Origin of the sequence: Pseudomonas asplenii, assembly GCF_001293465.1 — a bacterium.
Lineage (GTDB): Bacteria > Pseudomonadota > Gammaproteobacteria > Pseudomonadales > Pseudomonadaceae > Aquipseudomonas > Aquipseudomonas fuscovaginae_B.
Genome location: NZ_JSYZ01000019.1, coordinates 275,430 through 292,169, shown reverse-complemented (window position 1 = coordinate 292,169; position 16,740 = coordinate 275,430). Strand labels below are relative to the sequence as shown.

General features: G+C 64.1%; 15 protein-coding genes. All 15 read right to left on the bottom strand.

Features of this window, described 5'->3' with window-relative positions; all coding sequences use genetic code 11:
- Positions 1-40 precede the first annotated feature (40 nt).
- Positions 41-967, bottom strand: coding sequence for a ketoacyl-ACP synthase III (locus tag PF66_RS24690; RefSeq protein WP_054060755.1), 927 nt, complete (start codon positions 965-967; stop codon positions 41-43).
- Positions 968-1,198: 231 nt separating this feature from the next.
- Positions 1,199-2,251 (bottom strand): pseudaminic acid synthase, encoded by a 1,053-nt coding sequence (pseI, locus tag PF66_RS24685; RefSeq protein ID WP_054060756.1) that lies wholly within the window; start codon positions 2,249-2,251, stop codon positions 1,199-1,201.
- Positions 2,244-3,749, bottom strand: coding sequence for a UDP-2,4-diacetamido-2,4,6-trideoxy-beta-L-altropyranose hydrolase (gene pseG, locus PF66_RS24680; protein ID WP_054064077.1), 1,506 nt, complete (start codon positions 3,747-3,749; stop codon positions 2,244-2,246). Before pseG ends, pseI begins: the two co-directional genes overlap by 8 nt.
- Positions 3,746-4,456 carry a pseudaminic acid cytidylyltransferase gene (gene pseF / locus PF66_RS24675; RefSeq protein WP_054064076.1) on the bottom strand — a complete coding sequence of 237 codons (711 nt, stop codon included), beginning with the start codon at positions 4,454-4,456 and terminating at the stop codon, positions 3,746-3,748. The genes pseG and pseF overlap by 4 nt, the downstream gene beginning before the upstream one ends.
- The gene (locus PF66_RS24670) at positions 4,453-5,073 is read right to left on the bottom strand and encodes a pseudaminic acid biosynthesis-associated methylase (RefSeq protein WP_054064075.1); all 621 of its coding nucleotides are present in this window, start codon (positions 5,071-5,073) and stop codon (positions 4,453-4,455) included. The genes pseF and PF66_RS24670 overlap by 4 nt, the downstream gene beginning before the upstream one ends.
- Positions 5,066-6,241: a UDP-4-amino-4,6-dideoxy-N-acetyl-beta-L-altrosamine transaminase gene (gene pseC / locus PF66_RS24665; protein WP_054064074.1), complete on the bottom strand. Its 1,176-nt coding sequence runs from the start codon at positions 6,239-6,241 to the stop codon at positions 5,066-5,068. The genes PF66_RS24670 and pseC overlap by 8 nt, the downstream gene beginning before the upstream one ends.
- On the bottom strand, positions 6,238-7,239 hold the full coding sequence (gene pseB, locus PF66_RS24660; RefSeq protein WP_054064073.1) for a UDP-N-acetylglucosamine 4,6-dehydratase (inverting): 1,002 nt from the start codon (positions 7,237-7,239) through the stop codon (positions 6,238-6,240). Before pseB ends, pseC begins: the two co-directional genes overlap by 4 nt.
- Positions 7,240-7,259: 20 nt before the next feature.
- Positions 7,260-10,202 (bottom strand): TIGR00180 family glycosyltransferase, encoded by a 2,943-nt coding sequence (locus tag PF66_RS24655; protein ID WP_054064072.1) that lies wholly within the window; start codon positions 10,200-10,202, stop codon positions 7,260-7,262.
- A gap of 53 nt (positions 10,203-10,255) precedes the next feature.
- Positions 10,256-10,990 (bottom strand): cephalosporin hydroxylase family protein, encoded by a 735-nt coding sequence (locus tag PF66_RS24650; protein WP_054064071.1) that lies wholly within the window; start codon positions 10,988-10,990, stop codon positions 10,256-10,258.
- Between the two features lie 20 nt (positions 10,991-11,010).
- Positions 11,011-12,081: a class I SAM-dependent methyltransferase gene (locus tag PF66_RS24645; protein ID WP_054064070.1), complete on the bottom strand. Its 1,071-nt coding sequence runs from the start codon at positions 12,079-12,081 to the stop codon at positions 11,011-11,013.
- Positions 12,071-12,928: an NAD-dependent epimerase/dehydratase family protein gene (locus PF66_RS24640; RefSeq protein ID WP_081009903.1), complete on the bottom strand. Its 858-nt coding sequence runs from the start codon at positions 12,926-12,928 to the stop codon at positions 12,071-12,073. The genes PF66_RS24645 and PF66_RS24640 overlap by 11 nt, the downstream gene beginning before the upstream one ends.
- Positions 12,929-12,933: 5 nt before the next feature.
- Positions 12,934-14,160, bottom strand: a complete 1,227-nt coding sequence (locus PF66_RS24635; RefSeq protein WP_054064068.1) for a class I SAM-dependent methyltransferase — start codon at positions 14,158-14,160, stop codon at positions 12,934-12,936.
- Positions 14,157-14,717 carry a dTDP-4-dehydrorhamnose 3,5-epimerase family protein gene (locus tag PF66_RS24630; RefSeq protein WP_054064067.1) on the bottom strand — a complete coding sequence of 187 codons (561 nt, stop codon included), beginning with the start codon at positions 14,715-14,717 and terminating at the stop codon, positions 14,157-14,159. Before PF66_RS24630 ends, PF66_RS24635 begins: the two co-directional genes overlap by 4 nt.
- Positions 14,714-15,796, bottom strand: coding sequence for a CDP-glucose 4,6-dehydratase (gene rfbG / locus PF66_RS24625; RefSeq protein ID WP_054064066.1), 1,083 nt, complete (start codon positions 15,794-15,796; stop codon positions 14,714-14,716). Before rfbG ends, PF66_RS24630 begins: the two co-directional genes overlap by 4 nt.
- Positions 15,778-16,551: a glucose-1-phosphate cytidylyltransferase gene (rfbF, locus tag PF66_RS24620; protein ID WP_054064065.1), complete on the bottom strand. Its 774-nt coding sequence runs from the start codon at positions 16,549-16,551 to the stop codon at positions 15,778-15,780. The genes rfbG and rfbF overlap by 19 nt, the downstream gene beginning before the upstream one ends.
- Positions 16,552-16,740 lie beyond the last annotated feature (189 nt).

The following is a 16,740-nucleotide window of genomic DNA, read 5'->3' as shown; positions in this document are numbered from 1 at the left end:
GGTTAACTCACCCGGAGCGCCACTTTGCAACCCTGTGGAATCAGGGTCGATGAATGATCGCCGAGCCCCACGACAGGCCAACGCCGAAGCCACTGAGGGCGACGCGCTTCCAGGTCGAGTTGAGCACGTGCTTTTCCAGCAGCAGCGGAATGCTCGATGACACGGTGTTGCCGGTCTCGGTCATGTCCTTGATGAACTTCTCCGGCTTGTCCTCGAAACGCCGCGCCACCGCATCGACGATCGCCGCACTGCCCTGGTGGATGCAGAAGGCGTCGATATCGCTCGGCTGCAGGCCCGAGTCCTCGAGCAGTTCATGCAGATGCGCCGGCACCTTGAGCAGGGCGAAGTTGAACACCTGGCGGCCGTTCATGAAAAACACCCCGTCGCTGACCTTCAGGTGCGGCGCGCCGGAGCCATCGGTACCGAACTTCGACTTGCCCAACTGCCAGGGCGCGTCTTCACCCATCCAGGTCGCGGTCGCGGCATCGCCGAACAGCATGGTGGTGTTGCGGTCTTCCGGATCGACGATCTTCGAATACGGGTCAGCGGTGATCAGCAGGCCATTCTTCAGGCCGGCAGCCTCCATGAAGCCCTTCATGGCATAGATGCCATAGACGTAGCCGGAACAGCCCAGGGAAATGTCGAACGCCGCCACGTGGGTCGGCAGGCCGAGCTTGTCCTGGACGATCGCCGCGGTATGCGGCAGGCCTTCCTCGTCACCGTTCTGGGTGACGACGATCAGCGCGTCGATGCTCTCGCGCTTGAGTTGCGGATTGCTGGCGAACAAGGCATTTGCCGCTTCGACACACAGGTCCGAGGTTTCCTGCCCGGCGTCTTTGCGCGGCAGGAAGGCGGAACCGATCTTGCCCAGGATGAACTCTTCATCCTTGGCGAATTTGGCACCCTGAGCGTAGTTGTCCACGCCGGCTGTCGGCACGTAACTGGCAATGCTTTTTATGCCAATCATTATGAATTCCCAATAATAAACAGCTGAATATCACCGCTCGCAGGCATCGAGGGGCGCCGATCAACAGGGATTTTCCGTCACCCCAAGACAGGGCGAAAACGGCGGATACAACGGGGCGATCACCGACCGAAAAGGCTCAGGCGCCCGCATCCCCGGAAAATACAATACTGTGAAGATGCACGTCATGACTCACAAGTCACGCCTATTTTGCCCGAATCGATGCCAAGGAGGCTATTGGATCAACGACCAGTCCAGGGGCGTACCGCGTTTCAGGGCCGCCCGGGCCTTGCGCCCGAGCACAGACTCGGCATGTTTGGGCGCCAGCCCCAGGCCGGGGCGGATCGCCCGCACGTTCTGCACGGTGAAGGGCTCGCCCTCGGCGACGTCCTGCACCACGTACAGCGAACGCCGGTAGACCAGGGATTTGCGCTCCGCCTCGGTGGCGCCATAACGCACCTGGCCCAACGCCTGCCAGGCCCGCTCGGTCTCCACCACCAGGCTGGCCAGTTCGGCCGGTTCCAGGGAGAAACTGGCGTCCACCCCGCCGGCGGCACGATCGAGGGTGAAGTGTTTCTCCACCACGGTCGCCCCCAGGGCCACCGCCGCCACCGCGACGCCAACCCCCATGGAATGGTCGGACAGCCCCACCTGGCAGCCGAACAGTTGCTGCAGGTGGGCAATGGTGCGGATATGGCTGTTGAGCGGTGACGCCGGGTAGGTGCTGGTGCACTTGAGCAGCACCAGGTCGCGACAACCGGCGGCTCGCGCGGCACGGACCGTTTCATCCAGCTCGGCAACGCTGGCCATGCCGGTGGAGATGATCAGCGGCTTGCCCGTCGCGGCGACCCGACGAATCAACGGCAGGTCGGTGTTCTCGAAACTGGCGATCTTGTAGGCCGGCACCTCGAGGCTTTCGAGGAAATCCACGGCCGTTTCGTCGAAAGGCGTGGAAAACGCCAGCATGCCCAGCTCTTTCGCCCGGGCGAAGATCGGCGCATGCCACTCCCAGGGCGTGTGGGCCTTCTCGTAGAGTTCATACAGCGACGAGCCGGCCCACAGGCTGCCGGGGTCCTTGATGAAGAACTCGCCCTCGGCGAGGTCCAGGGTCATGGTGTCGGCGGTGTAGGTCTGCAACTTCAGCGCATGGGCGCCGGCCCTGGCCGCCGCCTCGACGATCTGCAAGGCCACCTCCAGCGACTGGTTGTGGTTGCCGCTCATTTCGGCGATGACGAACGGCGGTGCGTCCGGGCCAATCACGCGCTGGCCGATCTTGAAACTAGTCATGGAGCTGATCCTTCACTACACGCTCGAAACGGCTGGCCGACTGGACATAACCGCTGTTGCGAAACAATTCGATCGATGCCGGGTTATCCGGCAGCACACGGGCGTCGATCACCGTCACCTGCGGCCAATGCTCGCGCAAGGCCCGTTCGCCACGGGCCAGCAGCGCCCTGCCCCAGCCCAGCCCCAGGCGGCCCTCGAACAGGTACAGGGAAACCTCGGCGCGCTCGTCCGCCAGGTCATAGCGCAGCACGCCCACCGGGCCATCCGCCGCTTCGGCGATCAGCAGCAGGCAGGTGCGATCGCGCAGCTTCGCCGCCAGCCAGGCCTGATGCGCCGGCCACTCGATCGGCGCGCTGTTCAGCGACGCCCGACGGACCGGCTCATGGTTGCGGCCATCGAACAAGCGCCGTGAATCCTCTGGAGTCACCTGCCGCACGTCGAGGCCCGCCCCCAACAGGGCGACGGCAAAACGTCGGGCACCGAGCCCGTCGACCAGGCCGCGCGAGCGCTCGGCCAGGCTGCGGCGCAGGCCGACATTGCCGAGCACGAAACCCACCGCCCGCTTCAGGTGATCGACATCCACCGCCTGGCTGCTACCCAGATAGATATGCGCACCCGCCGCCGCCAGCCGTTCGGCGTTGGCCTGCTGGTTCTCGGCCACCGCGATGCACAGGGTCGGCAAGCCCAGTGCGGCCCGCTCCCAACTGGTGCCGCCACCGGCCCCGATGAACAGATCGGCGCGGGCCATCAGCTCGGCAAAATCCTTGACGAAGGTCTGCACCCGCCACGATGGGCGATCCGCGGCCATCGCCTGCAGTTGCGCCAGCCGTGGGTTGGCCGTGCCGGCGACGAAATCAACCTGCAGATCGTGGAAATCCGCCAGGGCCAGCATGGCCTTCCAGGTCTCCCCGGCCCCGTCGAGCCCGCCGAAATTCACCAGTACCCGCCCGGCCTGGACGTTGATCGGCACCGGGGGGCGGCGGAACTCGTCGCGAATCAGCGCGTAGCGTGGGCCGAGCAGTTGCCGGCAAGGCGCCAGGGCCCGTCCGGCATACTCGGGGTCGCCGGCGGTGAAATTCTGGTCGAAGAGAAGGTCCACCGCATGCTGGCGGTTGTTCAGGTCATCGATCGCCGCGATCCGTCCTGCCCAGCGTCGAGCGGCAGTCTGCCAGCGATGGTCGAGGCCATAGTGGTCGACGACGATCCAGTCGAATGCCGGCTCCCCCGCCAGGCTGCACTCCAGGGCCTCGATATCGGCCTGCCAGGGCAACGGCGCCTCGATACCCAGGGCGGGCTCTTCACCCGGATAGGCACCCGGCAGGACCACACTGCGCCACCCCTCCCCGGCCAGCCGGGCCAGGGCATTGCCGGGCAGGTCCCGACAGGCGAACAGCACCTGGGCACCGCCGGCACGCAGGATCGCGGCCAACGTCAGGCAACGGGCAACGTGCCCGCTGCCAATGGCGGCCGAAGCGTCAGCCCGAAACAGCACTCTCACGACTGCAACTCCCCTGCGGCCTGCAAGGCCGAGTACAGGTACTCCGCCCGGAGCCAATCCTCAGGCGTATCGATATCCTGGACCAGATGGCGCGGCAGCCGCACGGGCAGGCTCCTTTCGGAAAACAGCACATCGCCGCGCAACCAGGCGGCGCTGCGCCCCCAATAGAACTGCCCGGCATCCTGGAACGCCGGCGGCAGATCCTGGGAACGGGTCTGGCGGTGCTCCGGGTAGAGCGCGGTCAACGCCCCCTCGTCCGTCAGGGTCAGTGCGCGCTGGATCGGAAAGCCGAACTCGCAGACGGAGAACGCGAAAGAGCGCTCGGGATGCCGCTCCAGCAACTCGAAGCCTTCGCGCAGGAAACGCCCCTGCAACAGCGGCGCCGTGGCATAGATGCAACAGGCATAGTCGAAAACCTGGCCCTGCTGCACCAACGCCTCGACGGCATGGGCGATCACCGCCGCAGTACCGGTGAAATCATCGGCCAACGTTGCCGGCCGCATGAACGGCACGCGCGCGCCCTGCTCGCGCGCCACCTCGGCGATCTGCGCATCGTCGGTACTGACCACCACCTGCTCGAACAGCCCGCTGTTCAGCGCCAGCCGGATCGAGCGCGCGATCATCGGCTCGCCATGGAACAGCTTGAGGTTCTTGCGCGGGATCCGCTTGCTGCCACCCCGCGCGGGGATGATCGCCACGGCGCTCAAGGACGTTTTTCCAGCAGGAACCAGTTCAGATCGTCGACCGGGAACTGCCGGTCGCGGTGGTAACCGAAGCCATAGTCGAGCAACTGCAGGTCGCGGTAGCGATCGAGCATCTCGCCGGCGAAGTCGCGCTTGAACAGCTTGCCGCCGTGACCGCGATAGGACACCTCGACCGGCACCGGGTTGTAGTACTCGGCCAGCAGGATGTAGCGCCCGCTCAGTTCGTAGAGTTGTTCATAGGCCGCCGCCAACAGCTCGGGCGCCAGATGGATCAGCACGCCCTTGCTCAGGGTCAGGTCGAAACGCTGCTCGCGCGGATAGTCGAACAGCGAGCCGTGCCAGACCTCGGCGATGCCCAACCCGTTCGCCTGCTCGCAGGCCCTGGCGTTGATTTCCACGCCCTGCAACCGGCAGCCGGGCAGCAACTGGTGCAAGGCCCGCAGGTTGTTGCCGGTGTTGGTGCCCAGCTCCAGCAGGCTGTCGAGCCGGACCGTGCGTGCCAGCGCCTTGGCGAACAACGCCAGGTTGGCGGCGATCAGTTCATGGCCCTGGTTGCGCCCCAGGTACTCATCACCGAACTCGCCGCGCCAGAAGTGCTCCTGCTCACTCAGCTCACGCATGATTGCCCTCGCTGTTCAAGATCCGCCGCAATTGATCGATAACATAATTCTGTTGCTCGTCACCCAGATCCGGGTACATCGGCAGGCTGATGGCCTCGGCGTAATAACGCTCGGCCTCGGGAAAGTCGCCTTCGGCAAAGCCCAACTCGCGGTAGTAGGGCTGCAGATGCACGGGGATATAGTGAAGGTTCACACCGATCCCCGCCGCCCGCAGGGCCTCGAAGACCTCCCGATGAGTGATACCGATACGCTCAAGTTGCAGCCGGATCACATACAGGTGCCAAGCCGATTCGGCCTCAGGCTGGAGGCCCGGCAGCGTCACCGGCAGATCCGCCAGCAGACGCTGATAACGCTCGGCCAGATAGCGCCGCCGAGCGATGAAGGTGTCCAGCCTGTTCAACTGCGACAGGCCGAGCGCTGCCTGGATATCGGTGATCCGGTAATTGAAACCCAGCTCGATCTGCTGATAGTACCAGGGACCATGGCTGGGCTCGCTCATCTGCGCCGGATCGCGGGTCATGCCATGGCTACGCAGGCGACGCAGATGTTCGGCCAATTCCGGGCGATTGGTCAAAACCATGCCGCCCTCGGCGGTGGTGATGATCTTGACCGGATGGAAACTGAAGACCGTCATGTCGGCGAACCGCCCACTGCCTACCGGGCTTGCGGCATAGGATGCCCCTACCGCGTGGGAGGCGTCCTCGATCAGGATGAAGCCGTACTCACGGGCCAGTTGCGCGATGGCCCGCATATCGCAGCTTTGCCCGGAGAAGGCTACGGCCACCACCACCCTGGGCAGGTTGCCCGCCTGCTCAGCCACCCTCAGCTTGCGTTTCAAGGCAGCGACATCGAGATTCCAGGTTGATGGGTCGATGTCGACGAAATCAACCTGGGCACCGCAGTAAAGACCGCAGTTGGCCGATGCCAGGAAGGTATTTGGGCTGGTCCAGAGCCAATCGCCTGGCCCCAGACCGGCGGCCAGACAAGCGATATGCAGGGCGGCAGTCGCATTGCACACTGCAATGGCATGCGAGGCCTGACAACGCGCCGCCAGTGCCGACTCGAATCGCTCGATGGTCGGCCCCTGGGTCAGCCAGTCCGATTGCAGTACGGCTACGACTGCATCGATATCCGCCTGGTCAAGGTTCTGACGCCCGTAGGGAATCATGCGCAGAGGCCGTCATGCAGTTCGGCAAGCTCGGCCACAGAGAGAAACTGCGGGTTGGTATCGGAACGGTACTCGAAGTCCTCGGGCACCGGCTGGCCGCGCTCGCCCAGGCCATCCACGGCAAAGTCGACATCGACCTGGGTGAAGCGGATCGATGGCTGGATGGTGTAGTGATCGGCAAACTCCAGCGTCATCCGCGCATCGTCCAGAGGCACCATCAGCTCATGGAGTTTTTCACCAGGACGGATTCCCACATGCTTGTGCGGCAAATGACCTGCCATGCCACGAGCAAGATCGACGATACGAATCGACGGAATCTTCGGCACGAAGACCTCGCCACCATGCATCCGTGCAAAGCTGTCGAGCACGAACTGCACGCCATGATCGAGCGTGATCCAGAAGCGCGTCATGCGCTCATCGGTGATCGGCAGTTCACCCGCGCCCTCCTTGATCAACTTGTCGAAAAACGGCACCACCGAACCACGCGACCCCGCCACGTTGCCATAGCGCACCACGGCAAAACGCGTCTGCTGGTCCCCGGCGATGTTGTTCGCAGCCACGAACAACTTGTCAGACATCAGCTTGGTCGCACCATAGAGATTGATCGGGCTGGCAGCCTTGTCCGTGGAAAGGGCCACGACCTTTTCCACACCGTTGTCGATAGCCGCAGCAATGATGTTCTCCGCCCCATTGACGTTGGTGCGGATACATTCCGTGGGATTGTATTCAGCCGCAGGCACCTGCTTGAGCGCCGCGGCATGCACCACGAAATCAATACCGCGCATGGCCTGGCGCAGCCGCTCGACATCGCGCACATCGCCCAGGAAATAACGCATGCACGGGGCATTGAATGTCTGCTGCATCTCGTACTGCTTGAGCTCGTCACGCGAGAACACCACCACCCGCTTGGGCTGATACTGTTCCAGCAGGCGCCGGATGAAATTGCGCCCGAACGAGCCGGTACCACCGGAGATGAAAATCGATTTGCCGTTGAACATACCTTCTCCTGCCTACCGGCCTACACCAGCAACTGCGCCCAATCCACGTGGTAAGCCGCGCCCAGGGTGAAACCCTTGCCCTGCAATGCCAGGTTCGAGTTGTACGCCGGGTCGGCCGCCAGGTTCGCCGCCCACTTCTCGCGCAGTGCCGCCAGGGCCTGTGGCGCCTTGGGCAGCACGCCCGGATGCAGAACCTGCACCTGCGGCGTCCACGACACCAGGTATCCGGCCTGACCGATGTTCAGGCACAGATCGACTTCACTGAAGCCCTCGGCAAAATCGCCCTCGTCCAGACCACCCAGCGCATCGAAGAGCGCCTTGCGCACCATCAGGCACACCGCCGAGACCGCCGAGTAGTTCTGCTCGACCGCCAGGCGTTGCATATAGCCCTTGGCGTCCTTCTTCTCGCCCACGAACGGTGAGTCGATGCCCTCGTTCAGGCCGAGAATCAGACCAGCCTGGGAGATCTTGCCATCGCGGTTATAGAACTTGGCACCGACCACCCCGACTTCCGGACGCAGCGCCTGGTTGAGCAACGACTCGATCCAGTTGGGGTTGACCACCTCACTGTCGGCCGCCAGCAGCACCAGGTATTCGCCACTTGCCTGACGCGCCGCGGCATTGCAGAAGGCCGGAGTGCTCGACCAGTCAGACTGCAGCACGCTGACCTTGCTGGCCTGCGGCTGCCCCTGCAGCCAGCTGGACAACGCCTCGGCACGGCTCGGGTGATCGGCCACCAGCACTTCGTAGTTCAAGTAACGCGTACGCTGCAGCACTGCAGTCAGGCAGCGCTCCAACTCGTCGAATTCCGCCGCGCCATGGATGACGATCGAGACCAGCGGACGTTCAGTGTGCCGGTAGTCGATCATGTAGGTACCCGGCTCCTGGGAGCTGACCTGGGCCTTGTAGCCACGCACGCCGAGGTGGCGCAACAGCGTCGAGCGCTCGTGGACGTTCTCCTCCAGCTCCGGCTTCGCGCAAATCAGCAGAGGCTCGTCCAGGTGTGCAAGTCCGGCCAGACCGCCCTGCTCGATCAACCGCAGCAGCAGGTCGAACTCCAGGGCATCGCGGTAGTCGGCACTGTAGCCGCCGGCCTCGACCAGCACATCACGCCGGATCAACCAGTGCCGCGCCATCAGGGCCGGTACGCTCAACAGCAGGTCGGGGTTGAAGCCCGGGCGGAAGACATCGGTCAGCGCACCATTTTCATCGCGCTGGATTTCATCGATGCATACCGCGCGGCAGCCCTCGGCGTGACGAAGCTCCAGGCCGGCCTTCAGCAGGCCGCTGGCAGTGAACTCGTCGCCAACCTGGGCCAGCATCAACCAGTCGCAGGACGACTGGCGGGCGAACTGGTTGAGCTTGTCGACGTAGTTGCCCTCGGTCACCCGGATGAAGTGCAGGGTATTCTGCAGCGTCGTCGCCGCCTGTGGTTCACCCGTGGTGAAGACCGCGATGCGAAAGGCCTTGCTGTGCCCTTCCAGCAGACTGTCGAGGGTCACCTGAAGCTTGTCGACATCGTCCGTGAGGTCCAGCAGCATCAGGCCGAACACCGGACCACTGCCCTGTTGGGCCTGATACTCGGCAATCACCTGGCGTTCGCCGGCATCCGGTTCACGCGCATCCAGCCAGTGCAGCAGGCGACCCGATAGCATGGCATCGAACGTCGCCCGGTTGTCTTCGCTCGACACCGCATCCAGACGCTCGCTCCAGGCGGCGATACGCTGGGCATCGTCATGTTCACCGAGGACCTCGAGCTTTTGCGCCAGGGCCCTGATCACCCGCCGGTTGAACAGGTTGCAATCGTGGGCCTGCCACAGCCGATCGACCACGCTTTCCGGGGTGTCGTTGTTGTGTGGGCGCATGAGCGCCTGTTGACGGGTCCAGGCCGCTTCCAACCGCTGCAACTGCGAACGGCCGGCGGGCATGGCATGCAACAGGAATTCGAACCAGGTCAGTCGATCGAAGAAAATCTGATTGTAGAACGGCATCTCCATGTACTGCTTGGGTCCGAAGCGCCGCTGTGGCGGCTCATCGATGCTGTTCCAGGTCGAGTCGAAGATCATCTCGACAGTCAGCGCCCGACCGCTGCGCAGGCTGTCGACCATAGCCTCGAAGCTTTCCAGGGCGAAGGCCTTGGTCTGGGCCTGATCCAGGCCCTCAATGCCGGCGGGCAGTGTCGCCAGGAACTCGGCGAACGCTTCACGCTCGGCGGTCGACTTGGCATCGGTGTAGGACAGCGAGTGGTAGACTTCGGTATTGTGCTCCGAATCACCGTAGTTGAGCTCGCGCACCACGTAGGGGATCGGCAGGATCCGCGCCTTGGCCCGGGCCAGCATGTAGTAGACGTGACCGATTTCCTGCCACTGGAAACTCGTACCCTTGGGCATCGCCGAGTGCCAGTCGCGCATCAGGTCCGTACGGTGCACCGCGTAGAACGGCGGCAGGTACTGGCCCATGTAGCTCAGCACGCGATCCTGGGCACGCTCGGAGTTGTAGTCCTCACAGACCTTCTTGTCGCGGCGGTAGTACAGGACGCTGTTGGCCAAGGTCAGATACATCAGGCAGTAGCCGTGGCACATGCCGTAGTCGGGATGATCCTCCAGGAAGGCCACGGACTGGCTGAGGGAGTCATGGAGAATGAAGTCGTCGTCGGCAGCGAACACCATGTAGGGCGTCTTCACGCTCATCACGCCGTGGGCGAACTTGTACTGCAGTTTCCAGTAGTCGTACTGCGGTACGTGCAGGTACTCGACCCAAGGGCGACCCTCGGCGACCTCGGCGCAGGGCTCAGGCGACGAGTCGAGAATCAGCAGCTTGCAAGGCAGGGTACTGTAATAGAACACCGCCCGGCGCAGGAACGCCGGCCGATTGTGGGTGACCATCACCACCGTCAACAGATCCCCCAGGGACTCCGCATCCCCCAGGAGCCGCGCCTGCTCGAAAACGTACTTGCCTTGCATAACCTATCCCCAAACTGCCGAATCGACCAATGAACCCATGATGATGTGGCTGCTCAACGCACCCGGCGCAGATAGCCATCCGGTGCGACAGTGACCAGCAACTTGTTCTCCAGCTGCTTGTCGATCTCGAAATCGCGGTTCTCTTCCAGGTAGGCCCAGACCGCGGTCTTCGGGTTGTCACCCGGGCCCCATGGGCGATCGGGGAAGAACTCCGGCGGCATGTCCTCCACCACGGTGTCCATCACCACGCAGTAGCTGCCGACCGATACCAGCGGCGCGTACAGGCGCAGCTCTTCCAGCACGTGCTCATGAGTGTGGTTGGAGTCCAGAACCAGGATCACCTTCTTGCCGGCAGCCGCGGCACGTACCTGCTCGACCACCGCCGGGTCGATGCTCGACCCCTCGATCATGCTGATGCGCTTGCTCATGGGGTGGCTTTCGATCGCCTCGCGGTTGTGCGCACGGATGTCACGATCGATCCCCAGCACCTCGCCATGGCCCTGCAGCTCCAGCAGCGAGGCGTAGTAGATGATCGAACCGCCGTGGGCGATACCGCACTCGATCACCAGGTCCGGCTTGACCTGCCAGATGATCTCCTGCATCGCCATCATGTCCTGAGGCAGCTGGATGATCGGTCGCCCCATCCACGAGAAGTGGTAGCTGTACTTGTGCCTGGCGGATTCGTTGAAGAATTCGCGGGCCAGTCCCTGGAGTTTCTCATCCTGGCCCTGGGCGGCGATTTCGGCCTTGCACTCGGCTTCGAAAGCTTGAATCGGGTTATTGCTCATGGGGTCGTTCTCGCAAAAGTTCATTGAAAGGAGGCGCTATCGACGGCGTGGTAGACGTAGCGTCCACCGGTCATGCGCTTGATTTCTTCGAGGTAATTGGAATTCATCACAAACAGGTTGGCGCCTTCGGGCAAGGCGTCCATGGCCTCCTGCGGCGACGACACGCGCACACCGCTCAGGGGTAGATAACGCCCCTGCTTGGCCGGATTGATATCCACCACCTGGTCCACCGTCACGCCCGCCCGTTGCAGAGCCAGCGAATAGATCACCCCCTTGGACGAGGCGCCCCAGATACAGGAGCCCTGCCCGGGCGCCTCACGGATAATGCGCACCGCCCGGTCCAGGCTGGCGCTGAAATCATCCGGCAACTGCTGGCGGCGCACCGGCTCGCTCGGCCTCGGGCGCAGGCTGCCGAGGTCGGCGACGATGTACAGGTACTGCCCACCAAACAGGTGACCGGCCTCGTGCACGGTGCCGAACAGGCGACGCAGGTCATCCAGACGGAAGTAGTTCACGTGCTCGTAGAACAGGTCGAACCAGGCCCGGTGCTCGACGATCCAGTCGAAGCACGGCACCTCGATATAGATCTGCCCACCCTGGTTGGCCTCGGCCATCGTGGCGAGGAAGGCCACCGGATCGGCGATATGCTCAAGCAGATGCCGCAATATCAGGGCATCGGCAGCCAAGCCCAGGCCCCGGGTGAACGGTGCCTTGATCACGTCGGGGTTGCTGCCCTCGTAGGCCGGGTCAATGCCGGTGATGCGGTAGCCCAGCCCACGCAGCAGTTCGAGGAAATAACCCTTGCCACAACCGACCTCGATCAGGCTCCGTCCCTTGAAGTGCCGGGCAATGATACCTTCCACGTCGTGCAGGTGGCGCTGGAATTGACCGGAGTGGGCCTGCTCGTTCTGATAATCGCTGTCGTAGCTCAGCTTGTCGGCATCGAAAGCCTGGTTGAAGATCAGCCCGCTGACCTCGTCCTGTACCAGGACCATGTCGGCACTGGCCGAAGCCCTGGCCGAGGCCGCGTCGGCAAAGGTACGGTTCTGCAGCACCGGCAAGCCGCTTGCCCGATACAACTCATGCGCCATGTTCGACTCCCAATAGCTGTTGCAGCCGCTGCGCCACGCCCCAGAACGCCATGGGCTCGTGGCTGGGGTAACCATAGTGACCCAGGTTCAGGGCGATCGAGGCACCGCGCTCGCGCAGGCGTCGTTCGACCAGGGTCCTGACCGCTATCGGCTGGCCACTTGCACAATTGACCACTCCGGAAAAATCCCGCTGCTCCAATAACCGCGCCAGGTAGCCGGCGGCGACCTCGATCGGCAGGTAGTCCCGCAGTTGCTCACCCGCCGACATATCGAAGCGCTCCGCACCGGCGTCAATGGCCCGGTCCAGGCTGGCCAGCAGGCTGTTCGGGTTCTGCCCCTCGCCGTACAGGTAGAACAGCCGAACCCACTGCAGATTGAACGGCAGTTGCTGGCGCAGCGCCTCCAGGAACAGGCGCAGGGTATTCTTCGCCAGGCCGTAGGGATTGCTCGGCTGCGGCATCGCCGCTTCACTCAGCGGACCGCTCTGCATGCCGTACTCGAAACAAGTGCCGGTGACCAGCACCTGGGGCACGCCGGCCTCGACCGCCCGCTTGATGAAGCGGTAGTCGGCAAACAGGTTGTGCTCGAAGTGGAACAGCGCCTGATAGTTCGGCAGGCCTGGCCAAGCCAGATGCACCAACGCATCGACACCAGCCGTCAAGCTGACCGGGTCGAGGTCTTCGGCGTGCACATCGGCAGCGATGAACTCGACATCGTCGATCCACGGCAGTTTTCCCGCAGCCTGTCCATTGCGTGCCACAGCCCGCACCGAATGCCCACGGGCGAGCAACGCCGCAACCAGGTGGCGGCCGACAAAACCGGTCGCTCCCGTGACCAGTACCTTCAAGCCGCTCACAGGACGGTCAACTCGGGCACGGCGACGACGAAGTGGCCGCCCCACTCGCGCACAACCGCCTGCTGCTGACTGACTTCCTGCAACAGGTTCCACGGCAGCACCAGTACATAGTCCGGCTTCTCGGCGGCGATACGCTGCGGCGAGACCACCGCAATCCGGCTGCCTGGCAGGAACTTGCCCTGCTTGTGCGGGTTGGCATCGGCGACCCAGGCCAGCAGGTCCGGACGTACCCCGGCGTAGTTGAGCAGGGTATTGCCCTTGGCGGCCGCGCCATAGCCGACCACGCGCTTGCCTTCGGCCTTGGCCTTGAGCAGGAAACGCAGCAGATCGTGCTTGATGCGTTCGGCGGCGGGCGCCAGGGTGGCGTAGAACGCCGGGGTCTTCACTCCGGCGGCCAGTTCGGCGTCCAGCACCTGGCGCACCACCGGCAGCACGTCGCGCCGCTCACCGTCGGCGCGCTGCACGAATACCCGCAGCGAACCGCCGTGGGTCGACAGGCCGCCGACGTCGAAGACTTCCAGGCCATTGCGCTCGCACAGCGCCTGCACGGCGGTCAGCGACAGGTAGGAATAGTGTTCGTGATACAAGGTGTCGAACTGGTGCCCGGCCATCAGTGCCAGCAGGTGCGGGAACTCGAAGGTCGCCACGCCCGTCGGCTTGAGCAGGGTTGCAAAGCCCTGGAGGAAATCGTTGATGTCCGGCACATGGGCCAGCACGTTGTTGGCCGCCATCAGGTCGGCGGCCCAGCCCTCCTCACGCAACTGCCGGGCGGTGTCCAGGCCGAAGAACAGCTCGCGGATCTCCAGGCCCTTGTCCCGCGCCGCCTGGGCGGTGCTGCGGGTCGGCTCGACCCCCAGGCAGGGAATGCCGCGGCCGGCCACGTACTGCAGCAGGTAGCCATCGTTGGCCGCCACTTCCACCACCCGGCTGTCGCCGGTCAGGCCGAAGCGTTCGACCATCTCGGCCACGTAGCGCTCGGCATGGGCCAGCCAGGTGCTGGAGAACGAGCTGAAATAGGCGTAGTCGGCGTCGAACAGCGTGTCGGCGCGGGTGTAGTCCTCGGTCTGTACCAGCCAGCAGCTCTGGCACACCGCGACCTTCAGCGGTACCCAGGCCTCCGCCTGCTCCAATTGCTCGGCCCGCAGGTAGGCGTTGGACGGCGGCGACGTGCCGAGATCGATCAACGGCAGGACCAGTGGGGTGCCGCAACCTCGGCAGTTCATAGACGCACTCCAGGAAAAGACGCGTCGATCAGCGGATGGCTGGCATCCCTGGCCGACAGATTTTTGACAGCCTCGGGCCAGGTGATCGCCAGGCGCGGGTCGAGCACCGACAACCCGCCTTCACTCTGCGGCGTGTAGTCGGCACTGTGCAGGTACAGCAGCTCGGCATCGTCGCTCAGGGCCTGGAAGCCATGGGCAAAACCGGCCGGTAGCAGCAGGCTGCGGCCATCGCCGGCACACAGGTGCTCGGCATGCCACTGCAGGAAGGTCGGCGACTCCGGCCGCAGGTCCACCGCGACGTCCCAGACCTCACCGCGCAGGCAGGTGATCAGCTTGGCTTCCGGGGCCTGGGCATTCTGGTAATGCAGGCCGCGCACGCTGCCGCGCTCACGGGTGCAGGAGTGGTTGATCTGGCGGATGTGAAAAGGCTCGCCGAAGGCACTCAGGCTGCCCTCGCAGAACAACCGGGAGAAATGCCCACGCGAGTCGGCGTGGCGTTTGTGCTGCACGTTGAACAACCCCGCCAGCGGCAAGGCCTGGATCAGGAACTCGCTCACAGCGCCCCCCGATAGAGGTCCAGCTGGGCCAGGGTGATCGCCCGCATGTCGGCACCGCCCTGCCAGGCCAGGTGCCAGTCGAGGGTCTGCTCCAGGCATTGCTGCAACGACCAGCGTGGTTGCCAGCCGAGCAACTGCCGCGCGCGGCTGCTGTCCAGACGCAACAGCCCGGCCTCGTGCAACTCGCTTGGCTCGACCCGCAGTCCGGGAGCCTGCGGCCAGCGCCCGGCGAGCCGCGCGACCACGTCGCCGACGCTGCACATGTCATCCTCGCCCGGCCCGAAATTCCACGCACCGGCCAGGTCCGGCCCGCGCTCATACAGCGCGGCGGCCAATTGCAGGTAGCCCGCCAGCGGTTCCAGCGCATGCTGCCAGGGTCGTACGGCCTGGGGATAACGCAGGGTCACCGGCTCGCCCGCCGACCAGGCGCGCAGCACGTCGGGAATCAGCCGCTCCGGCGAAAAGTCGCCGCCGCCAAGAACATTGCCAGCCCGCGCGGTTGCCACCGCCAGGCCATGCACGTCATAGCGCTCGGGCGGGAAAAAGGACGCCACGTAGGACTGCGCCAGCAACTCGCAGCAGGCCTTGCTGCTGCTGTAGGGATCATGACCGCCGAGGGCTTCGTTCTCGCGATAGGGCCAGGCCCATTCCTGGTTGGCGTAGACCTTGTCGGTGGTGATCAGCACACAGGCACTCACGCCGCCGACCTGGCGAATCGCCTCAAGCAGGTTGAGCGTGCCCATGACGTTGCTTGAATACGTACCGAGCGGGTCACGATAGGCCTCGCGCACCAGCGGCTGGGCGGCCAGGTGCAGGACGATTTCCGGCTCGGTTTCGGCAATCAGTTCCAGCAGCGCGCCGAGGTCACGCAGGTCACCACGACGATCGTCCATGCCCTCGCCGACCCGTGCCAGGTCGAACAGGTTCGGTTCGGTCGCCGGTGCCAGGGCGAAACCGCTGACCTGGGCACCCAGGCTCTGCAGCCAGAGGGCCAGCCAACTGCCCTTGAAGCCGGTGTGGCCGGTCAACAGGACCCGCTTGCCGTTCCAGAACGCCCGGCTCAGTCCCACTGCTTCCATGGGGCCTCCCCGCTCTGCCAGAGCTGTTCGAGGTGATTCTTGTCGCGCAGGGTGTCCATCGGGTGCCAGAAGCCGTCATGCTGGAAGGCATTCAACTGGCCATCGGCGGCCAGGCCCATCAGCGGCTCGGCTTCCCAGACGGTGGAGTCACCACTGATCAGCGGCAGGACCTTGGGCGACAGGACAAAGAAGCCACCATTGATCCAGCCGCCGTCGCCACGGGGCTTTTCGATGAAACCACGAACACTGTCGCCATCACGCTCCAGCGCGCCATAGCGGCCAGGCGGTTGCACGGCGGTGACCGTCGCCAGCTTGCCGCTGGCCCGGTGGAAATTCACCAGCGCACCGATATCGAGATCCGAGACGCCGTCACCGTAGGTGAAGCAGAACGCGTCCTCGTCCTGCAGGTAGTGGCCGGCGCGACGCAGTCGACCACCGGTCATGGTTTCCTCGCCGGTGTCGATCAGGGTCACGCGCCACGGCTCGCTGTAGTTCTGGTGAACGTCCATGCGGTTATTGCACATGTCGAAGGTGACGTCGGAGGTGTGCAGGAAGTAGTTGGCGAAGAAGTCCTTGATCGCGTAGCCCTTGTACCCCAGGCAGATCACGAAATCGTGGATACCGTGGGCCGAGTACTGCTTCATGATGTGCCAGAGAATTGGCTTGCCACCGATCTCGATCATCGGCTTGGGCTTGAGATGCGACTCCTCGCTGATCCGCGTACCCAGGCCGCCCGCCAGAATTACTGCCTTCATCAACGTCCCCTTATTCTTCAGCACAGGACCAGCTCGGGCCCTGTGGGACTTCCCAGACTGCCGGGTCAAATCGTGAGCAGTAGCGCCAGGCCATGACGCCAAGTGCACGATTTATGGCGATATGAAGGGGGGCTTGCAGGAAACGCGCCAGCTCCACGGACTTGTGGGAGCTGGCTTATAGGTGGCGAG

Excerpts from the sequence above, each read along its gene's own strand:
- PF66_RS24690 (WP_054060755.1), bottom strand. The coding sequence starts at position 967 with ATGATTGGCATAAAAAGCATTGCCAGTTACGTGCCGACAGCCGGCGTG.
- pseI (WP_054060756.1), bottom strand. The coding sequence starts at position 2,251 with ATGACTAGTTTCAAGATCGGCCAGCGCGTGATTGGCCCGGACGCACCG.
- PF66_RS24670 (WP_054064075.1), bottom strand. The coding sequence starts at position 5,073 with ATGCGTGAGCTGAGTGAGCAGGAGCACTTCTGGCGCGGCGAGTTCGGT.
- pseC (WP_054064074.1), bottom strand. The coding sequence starts at position 6,241 with ATGATTCCCTACGGGCGTCAGAACCTTGACCAGGCGGATATCGATGCA.
- pseB (WP_054064073.1), bottom strand. The coding sequence starts at position 7,239 with ATGTTCAACGGCAAATCGATTTTCATCTCCGGTGGTACCGGCTCGTTC.
- PF66_RS24655 (WP_054064072.1), bottom strand. The coding sequence starts at position 10,202 with ATGCAAGGCAAGTACGTTTTCGAGCAGGCGCGGCTCCTGGGGGATGCG.
- PF66_RS24650 (WP_054064071.1), bottom strand. The coding sequence starts at position 10,990 with ATGAGCAATAACCCGATTCAAGCTTTCGAAGCCGAGTGCAAGGCCGAA.
- PF66_RS24645 (WP_054064070.1), bottom strand. The coding sequence starts at position 12,081 with ATGGCGCATGAGTTGTATCGGGCAAGCGGCTTGCCGGTGCTGCAGAAC.
- PF66_RS24635 (WP_054064068.1), bottom strand. The coding sequence starts at position 14,160 with ATGAACTGCCGAGGTTGCGGCACCCCACTGGTCCTGCCGTTGATCGAT.
- rfbG (WP_054064066.1), bottom strand. The coding sequence starts at position 15,796 with ATGGAAGCAGTGGGACTGAGCCGGGCGTTCTGGAACGGCAAGCGGGTC.
- rfbF (WP_054064065.1), bottom strand. The coding sequence starts at position 16,551 with ATGAAGGCAGTAATTCTGGCGGGCGGCCTGGGTACGCGGATCAGCGAG.